This window comes from Halomonas sp. GFAJ-1 (genome assembly GCA_002966495.1).
Classification (GTDB): domain Bacteria; phylum Pseudomonadota; class Gammaproteobacteria; order Pseudomonadales; family Halomonadaceae; genus Vreelandella.
Genome location: CP016490.1, coordinates 3,109,317 through 3,126,767 on the forward strand (window position 1 = coordinate 3,109,317; position 17,451 = coordinate 3,126,767).

General features: G+C 53.7%; 15 protein-coding genes and 2 pseudogenes. 7 read left to right on the top strand and 10 right to left on the bottom strand.

What is annotated here, in order from left to right; translation table 11 throughout:
• Positions 1-271 precede the first annotated feature (271 nt).
• From BB497_14010 to BB497_14020, 3 genes are all read left to right on the top strand, one after another.
• Positions 272-2,278 carry a transcriptional regulator gene (locus BB497_14010; GenBank protein ID AVI63744.1) on the top strand — a complete coding sequence of 669 codons (2,007 nt, stop codon included), beginning with the start codon at positions 272-274 and terminating at the stop codon, positions 2,276-2,278.
• A gap of 100 nt (positions 2,279-2,378) precedes the next feature.
• Complete coding sequence (locus tag BB497_14015) at positions 2,379-3,233, top strand: AAA family ATPase (GenBank protein AVI63745.1); 855 nt, start codon at positions 2,379-2,381, stop codon at positions 3,231-3,233.
• A 3-nt stretch (positions 3,234-3,236) separates the two neighbouring features.
• On the top strand, positions 3,237-4,415 hold the full coding sequence (locus BB497_14020) for a hypothetical protein (protein ID AVI63746.1): 1,179 nt from the start codon (positions 3,237-3,239) through the stop codon (positions 4,413-4,415).
• 87 nt (positions 4,416-4,502) lie between these two features.
• Here BB497_14020 and BB497_14025 read toward each other — a convergent pair whose 3' ends face one another.
• The 3 genes from BB497_14025 to BB497_14035 all read right to left on the bottom strand — a co-directional run bounded on the left by BB497_14025 (position 4,503) and on the right by BB497_14035 (position 7,490).
• Positions 4,503-5,033: a cytochrome B gene (locus tag BB497_14025; GenBank protein AVI63747.1), complete on the bottom strand. Its 531-nt coding sequence runs from the start codon at positions 5,031-5,033 to the stop codon at positions 4,503-4,505.
• A 180-nt stretch (positions 5,034-5,213) separates the two neighbouring features.
• Positions 5,214-6,614, bottom strand: a complete 1,401-nt coding sequence (locus BB497_14030) for a xanthine/uracil/vitamin C permease (protein AVI63748.1) — start codon at positions 6,612-6,614, stop codon at positions 5,214-5,216.
• A 318-nt stretch (positions 6,615-6,932) separates the two neighbouring features.
• Positions 6,933-7,490, bottom strand: a complete 558-nt coding sequence (locus BB497_14035) for a hypothetical protein (GenBank protein ID AVI63749.1) — start codon at positions 7,488-7,490, stop codon at positions 6,933-6,935.
• Positions 7,491-7,665: 175 nt separating this feature from the next.
• On the opposite strand from BB497_14035, the gene BB497_14040 reads away from it, so the two are divergent.
• Positions 7,666-8,055, top strand: a complete 390-nt coding sequence (locus BB497_14040; protein ID AVI63750.1) for a translation initiation inhibitor — start codon at positions 7,666-7,668, stop codon at positions 8,053-8,055.
• Between the two features lie 24 nt (positions 8,056-8,079).
• Here the strand turns inward: BB497_14040 and BB497_14045 are convergent, their stop codons facing one another.
• Complete coding sequence (locus BB497_14045) at positions 8,080-9,531, bottom strand: cobyric acid synthase CobQ (protein ID AVI63751.1); 1,452 nt, start codon at positions 9,529-9,531, stop codon at positions 8,080-8,082.
• A 10-nt stretch (positions 9,532-9,541) separates the two neighbouring features.
• Positions 9,542-11,731, bottom strand: a complete 2,190-nt coding sequence (locus BB497_14050) for a peptidase S8 (protein ID AVI63752.1) — start codon at positions 11,729-11,731, stop codon at positions 9,542-9,544.
• A gap of 463 nt (positions 11,732-12,194) precedes the next feature.
• Between BB497_14050 and BB497_14055 the strand changes: the two genes are divergently transcribed.
• Complete coding sequence (locus tag BB497_14055; GenBank protein ID AVI63753.1) at positions 12,195-13,115, top strand: glutaminase; 921 nt, start codon at positions 12,195-12,197, stop codon at positions 13,113-13,115.
• Positions 13,116-13,122: 7 nt separating this feature from the next.
• On the opposite strand, the gene BB497_14060 is transcribed toward BB497_14055, so the two are convergent.
• Complete coding sequence (locus BB497_14060; protein AVI63754.1) at positions 13,123-13,971, bottom strand: 6-O-methylguanine DNA methyltransferase; 849 nt, start codon at positions 13,969-13,971, stop codon at positions 13,123-13,125.
• A gap of 90 nt (positions 13,972-14,061) precedes the next feature.
• Positions 14,062-14,535, bottom strand: coding sequence for an AsnC family transcriptional regulator (locus BB497_14065; GenBank protein AVI63755.1), 474 nt, complete (start codon positions 14,533-14,535; stop codon positions 14,062-14,064).
• A gap of 142 nt (positions 14,536-14,677) precedes the next feature.
• On the opposite strand from BB497_14065, the pseudogene BB497_14070 reads away from it, so the two are divergent.
• A pseudogene (locus BB497_14070) lies at positions 14,678-14,971 on the top strand (hypothetical protein).
• A 49-nt stretch (positions 14,972-15,020) separates the two neighbouring features.
• Here the strand turns inward: BB497_14070 and BB497_14075 are convergent.
• Together BB497_14075 and BB497_14080 are read right to left on the bottom strand one after the other, a co-directional pair.
• A complete protein-coding gene (locus tag BB497_14075) occupies positions 15,021-15,920 on the bottom strand; it encodes a transposase (protein ID AVI63756.1) in 900 nt (299 codons plus the stop codon).
• On the bottom strand, positions 15,920-16,237 hold the full coding sequence (locus BB497_14080) for a transposase (GenBank protein AVI63757.1): 318 nt from the start codon (positions 16,235-16,237) through the stop codon (positions 15,920-15,922). The genes BB497_14075 and BB497_14080 overlap by 1 nt, the downstream gene beginning before the upstream one ends.
• Positions 16,238-16,293: 56 nt before the next feature.
• Here BB497_14080 and BB497_14085 point away from each other — a divergent pair.
• Positions 16,294-16,599: pseudogene (locus BB497_14085) on the top strand (lysine transporter LysE).
• A gap of 38 nt (positions 16,600-16,637) precedes the next feature.
• Here the strand turns inward: BB497_14085 and BB497_14090 are convergent.
• A complete protein-coding gene (locus BB497_14090; GenBank protein AVI63758.1) occupies positions 16,638-17,423 on the bottom strand; it encodes a hypothetical protein in 786 nt (261 codons plus the stop codon).
• Positions 17,424-17,451 lie beyond the last annotated feature (28 nt).

A 17,451-nucleotide genomic window follows, 5' to 3' on the forward strand; every position in this document is an offset into this window, starting at 1 on the left:
CTTAATGAGATACAAGGCAGTGATAAGGCGTAGCGAGGGTCTTTTGCCATGGATGGCAAAAGTAGCGCCCAGGGAAGGGTTTACAGCGCCCTCGCCTAGCCTTATCACCTACTGAGTAACCAATAGAGAGCCATGTACACTTGTCACGCTGTTTACAGCTAAACGTTACAGGTGTAACGCACGACTAACGGCGTAAGCAGCCCACGTTGACTCTGGGGGCAAAGCGCATAGGCTAAAAGAACAATAACAACAGCGCCCAATGAGTAACGCCATGCTGCATCAAACGCACGCCATTAAACAGTTTCAGACAACTTCACAGCTTCAGTCTGAACAGCGTCGACATATAGAGCATATTTTTCAGCTTGGTGAAGGGTTAGATGCCCCCTGCTTGCCTGCGCAGGCCACCATTCGTCGTTCCTGGCTGCGCTGCCTAAATGACTATCAGCTAGACCCCACTCACCCACGCCCAGCACGGGTGGTGCCTCAGCAAACCTTGATTGAGCACCGCGAGTCTGTTGACGAGCTACTGCATGTCGCCCGCGCTGGGGTCGATCAACTCTATGGACAAATAGCCCAGCTTGGCTACGTGCTACTGGTCACCGACCACCGCGGCATTACCGTTGAGTTTCGCGGCGACCCCAACCAGGACCAGCAATTACGCAAAGCAGGCCTCTACTTGGGCGCTGACTGGGATGAACGCTTTGCTGGCACCTGCGCTGTTGGCACCTGCTTGCATGATCGCCAGGCGATTATCTGCCACCGCCAAGAACACTTCGATGCTTCCCATATTTCTCTAACCTGCACCGCCGCGCCTATTGCTGACCCTCAGGGTAACGTTATGGCCGTGTTAGATATCTCCGCGCTGCAGTCGCCTACCCAGCACGAAAGCCAGAATTTCAGCCTATCGCTGGTAACGCTTTATGCGCGCATGATTGAGGATGCTTATTTTCTGCAGCGCTACCGCGACTGCCTGATGGTGCGTCTAGATATCTCGCGGGAATTTGTCCACGTCAATGGGCGTGGTTTAATTGCCATAGAGGAAAATGGACAGGTCATCGCTGCCAACGGCGTTGGCCGCGAGCTAATCGCCGAACACCAGCACCGCTGGCCCCCTTGGTCTGCAAATCACATTCCAATGCTAGGTGAACTATTCGAGTGTGAGATCGCCGATATACTCAGTATTAACAGCGGTACTGATGATCAATTGCGTGCTTTTCGCGCTCGCGCCAGCAACACCATCCACTTTATAAGCCTGCTGGAACCCCGCCGTCCCCGCATGGCGCAACGGGCAACACCGCTTACTACTGAACTGCCGGAACCCTTAGCCCGGCTAGGTGCCGACGACCCTGCGATGCGCAAAGTGCAAAAACTAGCCGACCGCTTGCGTAATGAAGCTAACGTGAACGTGCTGATTTGCGGCGAAACCGGCACCGGTAAAGAGGTGGTGGCACGCGCACTGCACGAAAGCGGCAATCGCGCCAAACAACCGTTTATTGCGGTTAATTGTGCGGCCATTCCTGAGTCACTGATTGAAAGCGAACTGTTTGGCTACGAACCTGGCGCCTTTACCGGTGGCCGTTCAAAAGGGATGCGTGGGCTTATTCCTCAGGCCCATGGAGGCACGCTGTTTCTAGACGAAATCGGTGATATGCCATTAGCGCTACAAACTAGGCTGTTACGCGTGCTGGCCGAACGGGAAGTCATGCCGCTAGGCGCTAACACGCCAGTAAAAATCGACATTCGCGTTATTACAGCAACCCATCGCCATATCGAAGAAATGATTCAGCAAGGGGAATTCCGCGAAGACCTCTATTACCGGCTTAACGGCGCGCAGCTGCGCTTACCCGCATTACGTGAACGCGCCGATAAACTGTATGTTATTCGCCGCGTGTTTGAAGATGTCGCCGCCGAACGCGCCGCGCAAATATCGCCGCGCCTGCGCGCAGATGCTATCAGTGCGCTGCTCGCGTATTCATGGCCCGGCAATATCCGTCAACTTAAAAACGCTCTCGCTTTTGCCCTGGCAACCTCAGAAAGTGACGAAATCACCGTTCACGATCTGCCAGAACAGTGCCTTAGCCAGCGAATTACTCGCCACGAAGCGCCGCAGCTTGTAGCCGATGCCAGTGAATCTCAGACAGGCTCACTTACCCAACTGCTCAAGCAACACCACTGGAATATTAGCGCGGTCGCACGTGAGCTAGGCGTTTCACGGCCTACGGTCTACCGGCAAATGCAGCGCCAGGGAATTGTGCCACCCAACTGGCAGGGCGGTTAGCAAGTCTCTTTATCCACTAGTTGGCCTTGAGGTTTACCCTCACGTACACTTGTTTGAATCTATTTTTAAAACTCGTTTCGACAAGCCGAGGCACTCCCCCATGGCGTTTGATTCTACTTCTTCTTACATCGCAACTGATGCACTCAAACAGGCGGTCAATGCCGCTGTTGTGCTGCAGCGTCCGCTGCTCATTAAAGGCGAACCCGGTACCGGTAAAACACTGCTGGCCGAGGAGCTCGCTGAATCCCTTGGCACTAAGCTGATTACTTGGCACATCAAGTCCAGTACCAAAGCGGCCCAGGGGCTTTATGAGTACGATGCGGTTAGCCGCCTGCGCGATTCCCAACTGGGCGTTGAAGGCGTGGAAAACGTAGGTAACTACATTAAGCCAGGCAAGCTATGGGAAGCGTTTACCGCAGGCGAGCGTGTCGTCCTACTGATTGATGAAATTGACAAAGCGGATATCGAGTTTCCCAACGACCTGCTACAAGAGCTGGATCGTATGGAGTTTCATGTTTATGAAACCGGCGAGACCATTCGTGCCGAACAACGCCCAATTATCGTGATCACCTCGAATAACGAAAAAGAGCTGCCCGACGCCTTCCTACGCCGCTGCTTTTTCCATTACATCGAATTCCCTGATCGCGCGACCATGCAAGCAATTGTGGATGTCCACTTCCCGGATATCGCCCCCAGGCTGGTCGGCGAAGCCTTGGAAGTCTTTTTTGATCTACGCAACGCCCCAGGGCTCAAGAAAAAACCTTCCACCTCGGAGCTGGTGGATTGGTTAAAGCTACTGATGAGTGATGAGCTTGCCCAAGAAGCGCTCTATAACCGCGACCCAGCCAAAGCCCTGCCTCCGATGGCCGGTGCGCTGGTCAAAAACGAGCAGGATACACAATTACTGGAGCGCTTGGCCTTTATGCTGCGTCGCCAGAAAGGCTCAGGCCGTTAAACGATGTTTATCAGCCTGTTCGACACACTAAAACGCGCTGGTGTGCCCGTCTCACTCCGCGAACTACTTGACCTCCATGCGGTGGTTGAACGTGGCGTCGTGTTTGCCGATATGGAAGCGTTTTATCAAGTCGCCCGCACCGTAATGGTCAAAGATGAGCGCTACTTCGACCGCTTCGACCGCGCCTTTGCCGCCTGGTTTAAAGGCATTGAGGATATGGACGCCGCCATTGAGGCGCTGATCCCCGATGAGTGGCTACGCCGGGAGTTTGAGAAACAGCTCAGCGACGAAGAGAAAGCCAAAATTGAATCCCTAGGCGGACTTGAAGAACTGATCGAAACCTTCAAAAAACGGCTCGAAGAGCAGAAAGAGCGCCACGCCGGCGGCAACAAGTGGATTGGCACCGGTGGCACCAGCCCTTTTGGTGCCTACGGCTACAATCCGGAAGGCATTCGTATTGGTCAGGATGGCTCGCGCCACCGCCGCGCCACCAAGGTATGGGACGAACGGCGCTTTCGCGATTACGATGATTCACTTGAACTCGGCACTCGCAATATCAAAATGGCCCTGCGACGGCTACGCAAGTTTGCCCGCCAAGGGGCGCTTGAAGAGTTTGACGTGGACAGCACCATTCGTGAAACCGCTCGCGATGGCGGCTTGTTAAATGTTCAAATGCGTCCAGAGCGCCACAACGCGGTTAAAGTGCTGCTGTTTTTGGACGTTGGCGGCTCCATGGATGACCATATACGCGTCTGCGAAGAGCTGTTTTCAGCCGCGCGTTCAGAGTTCAAGCATCTGGAGCACTACTACTTCCATAATTGCCTGTATGAAGGCGTGTGGAGAAACAACCTGCGCCGGGGCAACGAGCGCATTCCCACCATGGATGTGCTGCACACCTACGGCGCAGATTACCAGGTAGTGATTGTCGGCGACGCCGCTATGTCGCCCTATGAGGTCACTCACTCAGGCGGCAGTGTGGAGCACTTTAACGAAGAGGCGGGTGGCGTGTGGCTTAAACGCCTTTGCGACACCTTTCCCCGTTTGGCGTGGCTAAACCCTATGCCGCCCCGGGCCTGGGAGTACACCTACTCGACTCAGCTAATCCGCGAAATCATCGAAGACCGCATGTATCCGATGACGATGGAAGGTTTAGAAACCGCCATGCGTCAGTTGGCTAAGTAGAGGGCTAAAAAAGCGCGCTCCGCTGGTAATGCGAGGCGCGCTTTCAATACGCTGGGTTAGAATAGCCAGGTCAGTAACGCTTACCAATTACGCCATACGCTTTAGCACATCATGATTAGTTAGCCTGCGGTGCATAACCGCCATTACGATATGGCCGACGATCAGCGCTAACATCGCCCAGCCTAGCTCGCCGTGTAGCAAGCCGCCTAGGTCTACCATCCAATCAATACGCTCACCCTCAAAACCCGGCATTAGATTGACGCCAAAAACATCCAATGCCCGGCCCGAGCCATATTGGCGTATTAAGGCAATCGTGGGCACAGCAACCATTAAGCCGTACAGCGCCAAATGACCTAGTTTTGCCATCACGCTCACTGAAGGCGGACGGCGCGATGCATTGATGAGCGCCCACACAATGCGTAACAAAATAAGCGCCATAAGCATTACGCCCACAGTACGGTGCGTACCCCATAAGAAAGATTCCAGCGCAGTATCTTCCAAAAGCACTCGCGCCGTGGCACCGCTAAACTGCCATAAAAAAAGCAGTGCCATCGCCCAATGCAGCGCCCTACTCACCAAACCATAGCGGGAGTGGGTATCCCTTATCGCTAACGCCATACGCCTTTACCTCTTAAGTAACAGTTAACACACCTATATTTTACTGGGCTAAACACGCAACATCATGACAACACTCAGTATTTTTGTTGCTTAAACTCGAACGTGTTGTTGCAAAAAAAACCGGCAGGTCTATAAAGACTGCCGGTTTTTTTAACAGCTTGTATTAGTGCAGCGTCTTACCTAACTAATCGGTTTTTCCTCCACCTCGACCACCGCATCTTCTTCCACGTGGATAGGCTCATCAGCCTCATCTTCCGCATGGCTTCGCGCACGGTGTTCAATCATAAAGTAGAGAATCACCCCAATTCCCAGCCCCCACGCAGCGCCGTGTGTAGCCAGCACCACACCCATAATGCCAGCGACCCCCATGGCCGTTGCGTTTTTAATCTGCTCTACCGCAACCGCAATACACAAATAACCGGTAATCAGCAAAGTAATCGAGAGCGCAATGGGCAGTACCGGGCGGAAGAGCGTTACCAGCGGCAGTAAGAATAGCGCCAAAAAGCCCACTATCCAGAATACCGACGCCCCCGAATAAATAGTATCCATGGCGCCGCGGCCATACCGGTAGCGCTCAGCAATAGTGGCCATTGCCCCGGTAAAGAGCGGCCCGGCAAGGCCTGGGTAAGGAGCAAACATAGAGTGCATTAGGTTTCGCAAGCCCGTGATCAGGTGAACACGATCAACATTCACTTCGATTTTCTCATCCGGCCGCAAATGATCCACACGCTTGATCAAGCTCTGACCCACAATGATGTCACCAAAGGCAATTATGTAAGCGATGATAGCGGTAGGTATAGCGGTGACCAGTAGATCAATACCCGGCGCACCAATGGTAAACGGCAGGTAGGCCCAGATGCCGCCAAAGTCCGGCACGGCAATGCCCCACTCCACCGTAGGCATCGGGTACTCCGCTACCCCCCAGCCAATCGCCATGGTAATTAACATACCGGGCACCATGCCATAGGCGGCGATATTACGCGCCCAACGGAATTTTTCAGTCAGGTCGCGAAACGAAAGTGAAAACAGGACATACAGGGTAATTAAACCACCAATACCCAGTGAAATAGGCGTTTCATAAAGCCTCCCGCCAACGCTAATTTCGCCACTTATCGCGGCGATACCAGCGCCCAACAAAATGCCCGCCTTGATGGAGTCCGGCACGCTGTTAACCAGCTTCGTACCTAAACGCGTCACCGCCATAAATAGGAAAATCGCCGTGACCATTAGCTGCAGTGCCACCATCGCGCGGATAGCTTCCGGCCCTGGCTCAAACTGACCAATAAACAGCAGTACCACGGGAATAGCGGGCGTAATCCACCCCGCCACAAAAGGCACCCCGAGCAACGGGGGAAGAATAAAACCGATACCACACACCACGACATACGCTAGTGCCACTTCATAGGGCAGCCCTAGATACTGCTCCAAAAGCGGAATCATCCCCAGCCCGATAACAAACATGACCAGCGCCTGAATGGTCTCGGGTATTTCCCAGCGGAAATGGATAAAGGGCAAACGAACTTTGAAGGGGCCAACGGGCCAGTAGGGATGTTCTTCCCCGTATTTACGTTTGAGCAGCACAGCGTTTCCTCACGGTGTCTGGTTATTCATTATTAATATCCTTGAGTATTGTTGTTGTTAGTTGAGTGCTTTTTACTCAGCTATTAATCAAGATAACATTCGACCTTTCGTGCATGGCCCAGCTAAAACGCACCTAATATTGCAGTAACTGCAAAAGCGCAAACCGCTAACAAGGCAGCAAAAACCACTAAAATCGGCTAAAACTTGTTAAGATAACGCTTACATGCAGACAATAGCCCACCGCAAAATGACGTCAACGTAAACGTCATCTTTTAGTCTTATAGGCAAGGCCGCCCTCTTAACGCGGCGGCATTAAATTCAAAACGTGCTGGGAAAGTTATTTAAGCCCGACAGAAAAGCCTCTTTAGCGTCAGAAAATGCGTTGGGGTCATGCTTAAAACGGCGCAAAATTAGCGCTTCGTCCAGATGGAGGGTGGGCACCAGCTCATCACTGCTTTTAGCAGGATGACGCGCGCCTAAACCGATCCGCTTACCTTCACTATCAAACCAGCGTTTAATACCGCACTGCTGGTAAAATGCTTCTTCTTTGTCGCTAGCCACCTCAACACGCAGCGGTGCTTTTAAGCTGAGCTCACTGATTAAGCGCGCTTTAGCGCCTTGTTTAAATTCGCAGGCATGGGTGACGGTCATACCCTGACCTTTTTCATCCAGCACCAGCAGTGCAAGTGCTAGAGGCTTCCCTTCACCGTCAACGCCTGCCAATAAACGTGCAGCCTCTTGGGCAAACAGCACGTTTTTTGTGCCTGTAAATACCACCAACGGCGTTAGCCCTGCCTGCTGACCGTAAACTTCGGCACATAGGGTTGCCAAACTCGCATCGCGCGGGCCGCTCTGACTAATATGAACTACCTTCATTACGCTCTCTCTTTGCGCTTGATCATGACGCCAAAACGACTCTGGCGCGTTTTAAAAGCCCGCCAGCGTAGAGCAAAGCCACCGCCAGCACCACCCTCTTAATAGAAGGGAACCACATTCAACAACCACAGTCGCACTAAAGGCAAAACGGCTATTTTGTCGTTAAGGAGAACGAATGCCACAGTTTAATAACGACCCGACACTGCCTAAGCCCAGCTTTCCAGGAAGCCACATGGTCATTGACGACCATTATGTGTTTATTTCGGGACTTACCGTTGCCGATATTTCTAATGGTCAAGCTGTCCGCGGCAATATTAAAGAGGAAACACAGTTAGTTATGCACGAACTTAAGCGCATGCTGCAGCAAGAAGGCGGCAGCTTAGCGGATGTTTTACGAGTGGATATACATTTAGCAGATTTAAAACAGATCAACGCGCTAGACAGTATCTATGCTGAATTTTTTGAGCCTGGTCGTTACCCCGCGCGCACCTGCACGGAGTCGCCACACCTCTGTGGTGGCAGCGCTGTCGAAATCACCCTAATGGCCACGCGCCAGCGCGATTAACCAGCACCCATCTTTGTGGCTCGTTTAGCTAACATTGAGCATTTTGAGTATCGCGCCTATATCCAAGTGAGCTTCTAGCGTGTCCGCCAAACGATCCAGCTCTTTCTCACGGTGGGCGCGGTAATCGACCTCCACCGTATTTTTTAATCCTAAGTGCGTGAGCAACGCTCGGCAGGCTTCCGGGTGGTCAAACACGCCGTGCACATAGGTACCTAATATCTGGCCGTCGCTACTGATTGCCCCATCCCGATGGCTGCCTAGGTCAAGCAGTGGCTGGTTTAGAGCGGCTCCTTCACTAATCCCATTGTGAATCTCGTAGCCGATCACTGCCGCGTCCTGCCCCACCATCGTGCCACTAACATTGCGTAACTGCTTGCCAGCCACCATTCGCGTGGTCATCGGTAGCAGTCCAAGCCCAGCAACTTTTCCTGGACTGCCTTCTAGCCCTTCTGGATCATCTACCCATTCACCCAGCATTTGGAAGCCACCGCAAATACCCATCACTTTGCCACCATAGCGCAGGTGGCGAGTAATCGCTGCCTCCCAGCCTTGGCGCTTAAGCCATGCCAAGTCGCTGGCCGTACTTTTGCTGCCGGGCAGGAGAATCACATCCGCTGGGGGGATCTGCCGGTCAGGTCCTACAAACGTCAGCGATACCTGCGGGTGCAGGCGCAGTGGGTCGAAATCCGTGTGGTTACTCATGCGCGGTAGCGCGGGAACGATAACGTTGAGGGGCTGGCTTGCCTGCGGGGCCTGAGTTAAACCAATACTATCTTCCGCGTCCAACAGTAACCCCTGCACATAGGGCAGCGTACCCAGTACCGGCTTGTCAGTGCGCGCCTCTAGCCACTCAAGCCCAGGCTCCAGCAGCGCAATATCTCCCCGAAAACGGTTCACGATAAAACCTTTGGTGCGCGCCTGCTCGCTGTCACTTAATAGCGCCAGCGTACCTACGAGCTGAGCAAAGACGCCGCCACGATCAATATCGCCCACCAGCAGTACCGGGCAGTCGGCAGCTTCAGCAAAGCCCATATTGGCGATATCGCCTTTACGTAGGTTGATTTCCGCAGGGCTACCCGCGCCTTCGGCAATAATCACGTCATAGCGCTGCTCTAAGGCCTGCCACGCTGCCATGACGCTCTCTTTCGCTGTGCGCTTAAACGCATGGTAATCCAGTGCATCCATATGGCCATGCACCTTGCCGCGCAGAATCACCTGGGCGCCGCGATCAGTTTCCGGCTTCAGCAGTACCGGGTTCATATCGCTATGGGGAATGACGCCTGCAGCCTGGGCCTGTAGCGCGGTGGAGCGGCCAATCTCGCCGCCATCGCTGGTCACCGCGCTATTCAGGGCCATGTTCTGGGGCTTAAACGAGGCCACCGACATCCCCCTGCGCTTGAGAACACGGCACAGACCCGCCACCACGGTGCTTTTTCCTGCATCCGAGGTGGTGCCTTGAATCATTAGTGTGGTCATAGCGCGCCTATTACCAAGCGTAGATGTAGTTCACCATGGCCGCTGAGTCGCTCGGTGCGCCAGCATCGTGACCAGGGTCTCGGGTATGCAGCATGTTAACCTGCCACTGGCTGTGCTCACTGGTCGAAAACCCATACCCCAATTCGATATCGAGCTGGCGACCTGACGGCTCCAGAGAAGCGCTTCGCGTTTCACGCACAACGCTGCCATCCAAACGACGACCCACCGGCACATCGAAAGTGGCATTCGCGCTATCGATGCGAAGCGGTTGGCGTAGCGTTAACGCCCAGCGTTCAGAACGTGCGCCCTGCCCTTGCCACTGAATGCCCAATGCCATTTGCTGCGCACTAATGTCATCAACGCTGGACAATAAGCCACGTCCTGAGGCACTACCACGGCCCTGCTCAAATTCAGCAAAGCCGCTAATGTTATCAAACTGAGCTTGAACGCTTAGCCCAGCAAAATCCATTTGATTATCGTCGCCAAGGCTAAGGGCGCCACTACCGCTAGCCCCCAGCAGACCCTGCTGCTCTGTCAGCTGGCCAACATAGCTATTGACGCTCAGTCCAGGCATTATTTGCCAAGTAAGCCCCAGACCCGAACGCCGTGCTTGGTAGTCGCTGACAGCATCGTCGCCAGAATCCCCCGCCCAGTGGGATGCCGTCATACTGAGCCGTTGGCCCAGCGCATAGCGGGTTTCGATACCCTCCACCGTATCGAATGCTTGGGTAAGCGCCGACCCCGTTTGAAAAGAGATCATGGGCATCACACCCAGCTCTGCGACATTGCCCATAGGGCTTGGCTGGTTACCTGCAAAGCTAAACGCACTCAATTGAGTATTGCCAAAAGCCCCGTCAAAGCGGCTAGCCAGTAAATCACCGGCAACATTACTGCGGGCGGTGAAGCGGTAATTGCCGTCGATAGCGGTATGCGTCTCAGTAGCAGACGAAGTGGCTTTTGCCATCTGCTGCATCTGCCCGCGCCGCTGCGTGGCCTGTGCGGTGCGCGGCAGCGTATTGCGCCCCAAATCAATGGCGTAATCCCGGCCCAGCGCGTCAAACGCAACCACATTCTCCAGCACACCAGAAGTGGCTATAGAATTGCCATAGGCCTCGGAAAGCTGCAAGAAAGACGCATCGGCCAGCGCCCCGCCCTCTGCCACACGCTGGCTTTGGCTGACCAGTAGATCGCCTTCAGGCGCAAGTGCAGCGTCGATATCAGCAATACCTTGGCCTAAATAGAAGGCACCGCAGTTCAGCGTGCCGCTAGCGCCGCAGTTATTCTGCTGAAACAACGCGCTCTCCTGGCTCGCCGTATCCAACAGTCGCTGGCTAGCCTGCTGAGCCGTTAAATGTGGCCATTGCCCCACAATACCCGCGGCATACTCAGAAATTTGTGCCGCTGAAATCGACGTGCCCTGGGCACCCACCCTTCGGTTGACGAACCCCGTTCCAATGGAGCGTGCCTGCAACCGAGCATCATCTCCTGGATAGCTACTTGAAGGGTGAATTCTGCCATCCGACGTAGTGCCTACCGCGATAAGCATCATCTCGTAAAGCCCAGGCTGGCTTGTGTAAATTGGGTTACCTCGGGTATCAATGGCGCGGCCAGTATTGCCTGCGCTAACGACGTAAATGGCGCCTTTGCCACCGTTAGCATTGACAACACGCTGGTACGAGGTAGCCGAGGTCACCCCATTAAAAGAGAGCCTGGGGTCGCTGGCCTCTAAGCGGCGGGAAAAGCTGGCGTTAATTACTCTGGCACCGCGACTGGCCGCTTCACCAATAGCGTAATCGAGTGCGTTGCTGAAGGTGTTACCTAGGCTATCCTCTACTTTCAGCAGGTCTAAGCGGGCATTACCCAAATTTCCGCTAGTAATCGCGGAGGAAACGGCATTGCCGTGCCATTCATCAAAACCGCTAACATCTGATGTGCCGCTATAGACATCTAAGCTGTCGATCACTCGCTCGCTATTAGTGATAGAGGCGACATCGAACGCACTATCTGCCACCGCCACTCTTACCAAACCAGGCCCAAGCGGTATGGGGAGTTGGCCGGCACTCAGGTTAGGAGAAGAGCCGCCAGGGGTATGCACACCCTGGCTGCTATCGCCACCGCCGCCGCTTGAACCACATCCTGATAATGACAGAGTGCCGAGCGCGATCCCTACCGCCAGGAAGAGAGGGCGGCGCTCAAGCATGAGGGCCACTTAGGTATTCAATGAAAGAAAACATGAGATTCGTTACCAGTTTCGATGCAGGGGATGAGATGCTGAAGCATTAAATACTGATAAAAATAACGAATCAAGTTAATAAAAGTATTAAAATACTCATCAAACAGCACACTTAGTAAAATTAAAAACAGCTGATTAATGTTGTATTTACAAATAAAGCGTCTAATTAAGCTATCGTTTATTCTAACTATTACTTGTCCGATAGTGACGGACCACCTCTTAAAACGATAAGAAAGAATGCCACCCAAAATGCCATATAGCGCTTAAGTAACTTAGGGGTTACGTCTTAGGAGGCCCCTTCGGCACTTGCCAACATCAAGGTCACTCTAAACGGGCCTTATACCGTGTTGAATGGGCACACATCAGCAGACAGATTCAGCATTTTCCGCTAGGGTAGCGGCCCCCACGCTACCAAACGACGATGGATTTCATGCAAGAGTTGCTTAACGACATTGCCACCCAGCTAGCCCTGGAAACCGAGCGGGGCAAAGTAGCGGACTACATCCCACAATTAGCCCATGTCGACCCAAACCAATTTGCCATTAGCTTGGCAACAGTAGATGGCCAGCGCTTCTCTGCGGGCTGCGCCAACACGCCGTTCTCAATCCAGAGTATTTCCAAAGTTTTCACACTCACCATCGCACTGGGCAAATGGGGCGATGGGCTGTGGTCTAAGGTTGGCCGCGAGCCATCTGGCGACCCGTTCAATTCCATTGTGCAGCTTGAACATGAAGGCGGTAAACCGCGTAACCCGTTTATCAACGCCGGGGCCATTGCAGTAGTGGATGCCATTATGATGGGCCACGAACCTAAAGAGACCCTGGCGGAAATATTGAGCTTTGTGCGTTACATTGCTGACGACAACAGTATCTGCTTTGACCATCAAGTCGCCGCTTCGGAAATGCAGCACAAAGACCGCAATGCATCGCTTGCCCACTTTATGAAAGCCTTTGGCCACCTGCGCCACGATGTCGATAAAGTGCTGGGCACCTACTTCCACCAGTGCGCCATCGCCATGAGCTGCGAGCAGCTTGCCCATGCGGGGCTGTTTTTGGCCTCAGATGGCGTCAATCGCCCCAGCAATCTGCGCGTGGTATCACCCCAGCGGGCGCGACGAATTAATTCACTTATGATGATGTGCGGCCACTACGATGCGTCAGGGGAGTTTGCTTTCCGTGTTGGCTTACCTGGCAAAAGCGGCGTAGGCGGCGGCATTTTAGCGGTTGCCCCTGGTCGCGGCTCGTTGGCCGTATGGTCACCGGGGCTGGATAAATTTGGCAATAGTCTGCTAGGCACGCGCGCCCTGGAAATGTTTGTCCAACACACTGGTTGGTCGGTATTTGGGCACTAATTCAGGGTTAGTGCGGTTCAAGCAAGGGGGAGTGCCGGGCCGCTTCCCACGCCTGCACCTGCAGCTTGGTTTCAACGCCCCAACGGTAGCCACCGAGAGCACCGCTTTGTTGAATCACCCGGTGGCAGGGAATCCACAACGCGATGGGGTTAGCGCCCACGGCATTGCCCACCGCACGGGAAGATTTAGGTGCCCCAAGCGCCTGGGCAATATGGGAATAGCTGGCCAGCTGGCCTTCGGGAATGGTAAGCAACGCTCGCCAAACATTAATCTGGAAGTTTGTACCGCTAACGTGCAGCCGTAGCGCCCCCGACGCGGCGCTTTGTTGAGGCTCAAACAGCGCATCCACCACGTGGTGCGTGGCGTCTGGCTGGTGGTTAAGCGAGCTGCGGGGCCAATCGGCGGCTAGTTGGGCTAGCATCTCCTCTTTTGGTGTCGCCGCAAGAAAGCCCATGCGGCAAATACCTCTGGGAGTCGCCGCCACCAACACCTCGCCAAACGGCGTAGGGTGCACGCCATAAGCAATCTCGACGCCCTGCCCTTGACGCTTAAACTCCCCGGGTGTCACCGCCTCCAGCGTGACAAAATGATCGTAAAGCCGCGAGCCGCCGCTTAACCCCAATGCCTGGGCAGTATCGGTAAGGCTCTGGGCAGATGCAATTAGCTGCTTACCCCGCGCCAGCGTCAGCGCCTGCAAAAAGCGCTTAGGGCTCACGCCTGCGTAGCGGCAAAACAGCCGTTGGAAATGGAACGCGCTCAAATGTACCTGCGCCGCCACTGTTTCCAAACTGGGCTGCTGGGTGGCATTCGCCACCATAAAGGCCATGGCTTTCTCGATACGGGCATAGTCTGTCACAGTGAGTCCCCACCTAAACGCAGAGCATGCGCCAAGCTTAACCAGCCACGCCCGCTTGTCCTACCCGAATCTTGCGCAAAAGAGCATCGCTTACTGTTTCAGCGGCAAAATGCCGTACTCCTTCACCGGTTGAATCGCAAAGTTGCTGCGAATATCGCTCACTCCAGGCAAGCGTAGCAGCGTATTGGTTAAAAACGCGTCGTAAGCCGTCAGGCTCGGCACGACCACTTGTAACAAAAAGTCTGATTCACCGGATACCAGGTGAGCGGTGACTACTTCAGGCAGCTTTACCACGGCGTCGCGGAAGGCGTTTGCCTGCTCTTCATGGTGTCGCTCCACCTTAATACCAACAAACACGGTTAACTCTAAGCCAACGCTTCGGCGATCAAGCTCTGCATGGTAGCCGCGAATAATGCCACTCTCTTCCAAGCGCCGCACACGGCGTAAACAAGGAGACGGTGACAAGTTCACCTTCTCTGCTAGCTCTACATTTGTTAAACGCGCATCGCCTTGGAGTAACGCAAGCAGTCGGCGGTCGGTAGCATCCAACTTGCAATTTGGCATATGTGAGTATTTCCATTATTAAAATTGGCACAAAATACTAAAAAATTAATTTTCATGGGTGTAAATGGCAAGAAAATGCTTAGCACTTTAACGTTACCATGAGTCTCTTCTCAAGACGATTTAGCACTCACAGGACGCAGCCATGGAGCTCGGGCTTTTTATCGGCGCTTTAGCCATTGTTTATCTAATTCCCGGCCCTGATATGCTGCTCGTTCTGCATACCAGCAGCACCCTTGGTCGTGGCCACGGGCTGGCTACTGCGCTCGGGCTGGCAATTGCCAGAGGCGCGCATGTCGCCTTGGCAGGGTTAGGATTAGCAGCACTTTTTATTGCGGCTCCGTGGCTATTTGATGTGGTTCGCTACGCCGGTGCCGCCTACTTGGTTTGGCTAGCTTTGCAGCTTATCCGAGCACGGCCTAGCCCCCGTACCAAACAGCACGCAACACTGAACCGCCCCGGTTATTCCGGAGACCGGTTTGTTTGAGTCAGGCAGCTTCACCCGACTCCTCCAGTTGACGATAATACGTCCTTTCTCGTTCTGCTGGTGGAACGTTTCCGATGGGTTCCAGTAGTCGGCGATTGTTGAACCAGTCAACCCACTCCAGCGTGGCATACTCAACGGCACCCAGCCCTCTCCATGGGCCACGATGATGGATCACCTCCGTTTTGAACAAGCCGATTATGGTCTCGGCCAGCGCATTGTCGTAGGAGTCGCCGGTGGTGCCGACTGAGGCATTGATACCCTCGTCAGCCATACGCTCGGTGTAGCGGATCGAGAGATATTGGCTTCCCCTATCACTATGGTGGATCAACCCTTGTCTGTGTTTTCGTGCCCACAGAGCTTGCTCCAGAGCGTCCAGCACCAGTGCCGTTTTCATCGACGTCGCTACACGCCAACCCACGATACAGCGTGCATAAACATCGATAACGAAAGCAACGTAAACGAAGCCAGACCAGGTAGCGACATACGTAAAATCGGCCACCCAAAGCTGATTAGGACGCATGGCCGTAAAGTCGCGTTTCACTAAATCAGGTGCTCGTTTCTGGCCGGGATCACTGATCGTCGTGAAAGGGCGTTGGCCTCGCACTACGCCGCGAATTCCCAGGCGTCGCATGAGTCGTTCTACGGTGCAGCGAGCAATATTAACGCCCTCACGGCGGAGTTGCCGCCAGACCTTACGAGCACCGTAGACGCAGAAATTTTCTTCCCACACTCGCTGAATCTCAGCGGTAAGAAGCGCATCCTGCCGATATCGATCTGCCCGCCGCTCAGGATCGGTCTCAAGTGCCTTGTGGTGGTAATACGTCGATGGGGCGATTGGCAGCTGGCTACAAATCGACTCGACCCCGAACTGAGCACGATGCTCGTCGATAAATGACACCATCAGTTGGGTTTGCGGTCGAGCTCCGCCTGGGCGAAAAAAGCAGCCGCCTTACGGAGAATTTCATTGGCGCGCTTCAATTCGACGTTTTCACGCTCTAGCTGCTTGAGTCGTTCATTTTCAGGCAGGTTAACCGAGCTATCTTCCTGCATGAGTTCTGAGCGTTTGCACCAGGCTCTTAAGGTCTCTGGTGTACAGCCAAACTTGCTGGCAATGGAGCAGATCGCCGCCCACTTGGACGGGTATTCGCCTTGCTGTTCAAGGACTAATCGAACAGCTCGCTCCCGGACTTCTGGGGAATATCGTTTTGGTGAGTTCATAACTCCATCCTCTCAAGATATGGAGTCTCCGGTAAAGCCGGGGCGGTTCAACACCGCTTAAAGGAAGCTATTACATGGCCTTGCGGCGCGGACTGCTGACCAATCTACTGAACCCAAAGTCGCTGCTTTTTTGCTCGGTGCTACTGCCCCAGTTTGTGCATGCAGAACAAGGTGCGGTTGCACTTCAATTCACGCTGCTAGGGGCCATGCTGGTGGGCGTAGGGCTAATATATGACGCGTTTTATGCTTGCATTGGGGCAAAAATGCAGCGCTGGGTTGCAGGCAATCAAAAAAAGCAAAAAATACAGAACTGGGTATTTGGCACGCTGCTAATTGGCTTCGCACTGCGCTTAGCCTCTTAGCAGACCTGCTGTTGAAGGGTCAGCGCTGGCGGCAAGCATTATGTATCGTCTTGTGTATTATTCGACCTTGTCGCTTTATGTGCCTTCATATCTTTAAACGCTTCCATGATATCCATGGGTAGCGGGAAAATAATGGTTGAAGCATTTTTATTGCTCATATCGCTCATGGTTTGCAGGTAACGTAACTGTAGTGCGGCAGAGTTTTCCTGCATCACATTGGCGGCTTCCACTAGCTTTTTGGACGCTTGCAGCTCGCCCTCTGCGTGAATTACTTTGGCGCGACGCTCCCGCTCAGCTTCTGCTTGGCGAGCAATGGCGCGAATCATGCTCTCATCTAGATCGACGTGTTTGATCTCAACGTTCGCGACCTTAATGCCCCATGCTTCGGTCTGGGTGTCGATGATCTCTTGAATGTCATCGTTAAGCTTATCCCGCTCTGAAAGCATTTCATCAAGGTCATGCTTACCCAGCACTGAGCGAAGGGTCGTTTGCGCCAGCTGGCTGGTAGCCTGAGTGAAGTTCTCCACCTGAATAATCGCTTTTTCAGGGTCTACTACACGGAAGTAGAGCACTGCATTCACTTTAACCGTCACGTTATCCTGGGAAATAACGTCTTGCTCTGGAACATCCATGGTAATAACGCGCAAATCCACGACTTCCATTTTCTGAACCCCAGGAATCACGATGACAAGCCCTGGTCCTTTCACCGTTTGAAACCGCCCAAGGAAAAACACAACCCCACGTTTATACTCCGGTAAAATACGAATAGAGGCAGCGAATAGCATCACTACCAACACTACGGGAACCAAATATGAAAGCATCATTGCACACCTCGTCTCGCCGTTGGTTTTG

Bases quoted from the DNA above. Each gene is read 5' to 3' on its own strand.
- BB497_14010 (AVI63744.1), top strand. From the start codon at position 272: ATGCTGCATCAAACGCACGCCATTAAACAGTTTCAGACAACTTCACAG.
- BB497_14015 (AVI63745.1), top strand. From the start codon at position 2,379: ATGGCGTTTGATTCTACTTCTTCTTACATCGCAACTGATGCACTCAAA.
- BB497_14020 (AVI63746.1), top strand. From the start codon at position 3,237: ATGTTTATCAGCCTGTTCGACACACTAAAACGCGCTGGTGTGCCCGTC.
- BB497_14025 (AVI63747.1), bottom strand. From the start codon at position 5,033: ATGGCGTTAGCGATAAGGGATACCCACTCCCGCTATGGTTTGGTGAGT.
- BB497_14035 (AVI63749.1), bottom strand. From the start codon at position 7,490: ATGAAGGTAGTTCATATTAGTCAGAGCGGCCCGCGCGATGCGAGTTTG.
- BB497_14040 (AVI63750.1), top strand. From the start codon at position 7,666: ATGCCACAGTTTAATAACGACCCGACACTGCCTAAGCCCAGCTTTCCA.
- BB497_14045 (AVI63751.1), bottom strand. From the start codon at position 9,531: ATGACCACACTAATGATTCAAGGCACCACCTCGGATGCAGGAAAAAGC.
- BB497_14050 (AVI63752.1), bottom strand. From the start codon at position 11,731: ATGCTTGAGCGCCGCCCTCTCTTCCTGGCGGTAGGGATCGCGCTCGGC.
- BB497_14055 (AVI63753.1), top strand. From the start codon at position 12,195: ATGCAAGAGTTGCTTAACGACATTGCCACCCAGCTAGCCCTGGAAACC.
- BB497_14065 (AVI63755.1), bottom strand. From the start codon at position 14,535: ATGCCAAATTGCAAGTTGGATGCTACCGACCGCCGACTGCTTGCGTTA.
- BB497_14075 (AVI63756.1), bottom strand. From the start codon at position 15,920: ATGGTGTCATTTATCGACGAGCATCGTGCTCAGTTCGGGGTCGAGTCG.
- BB497_14080 (AVI63757.1), bottom strand. From the start codon at position 16,237: ATGAACTCACCAAAACGATATTCCCCAGAAGTCCGGGAGCGAGCTGTT.
- BB497_14090 (AVI63758.1), bottom strand. From the start codon at position 17,423: ATGATGCTTTCATATTTGGTTCCCGTAGTGTTGGTAGTGATGCTATTC.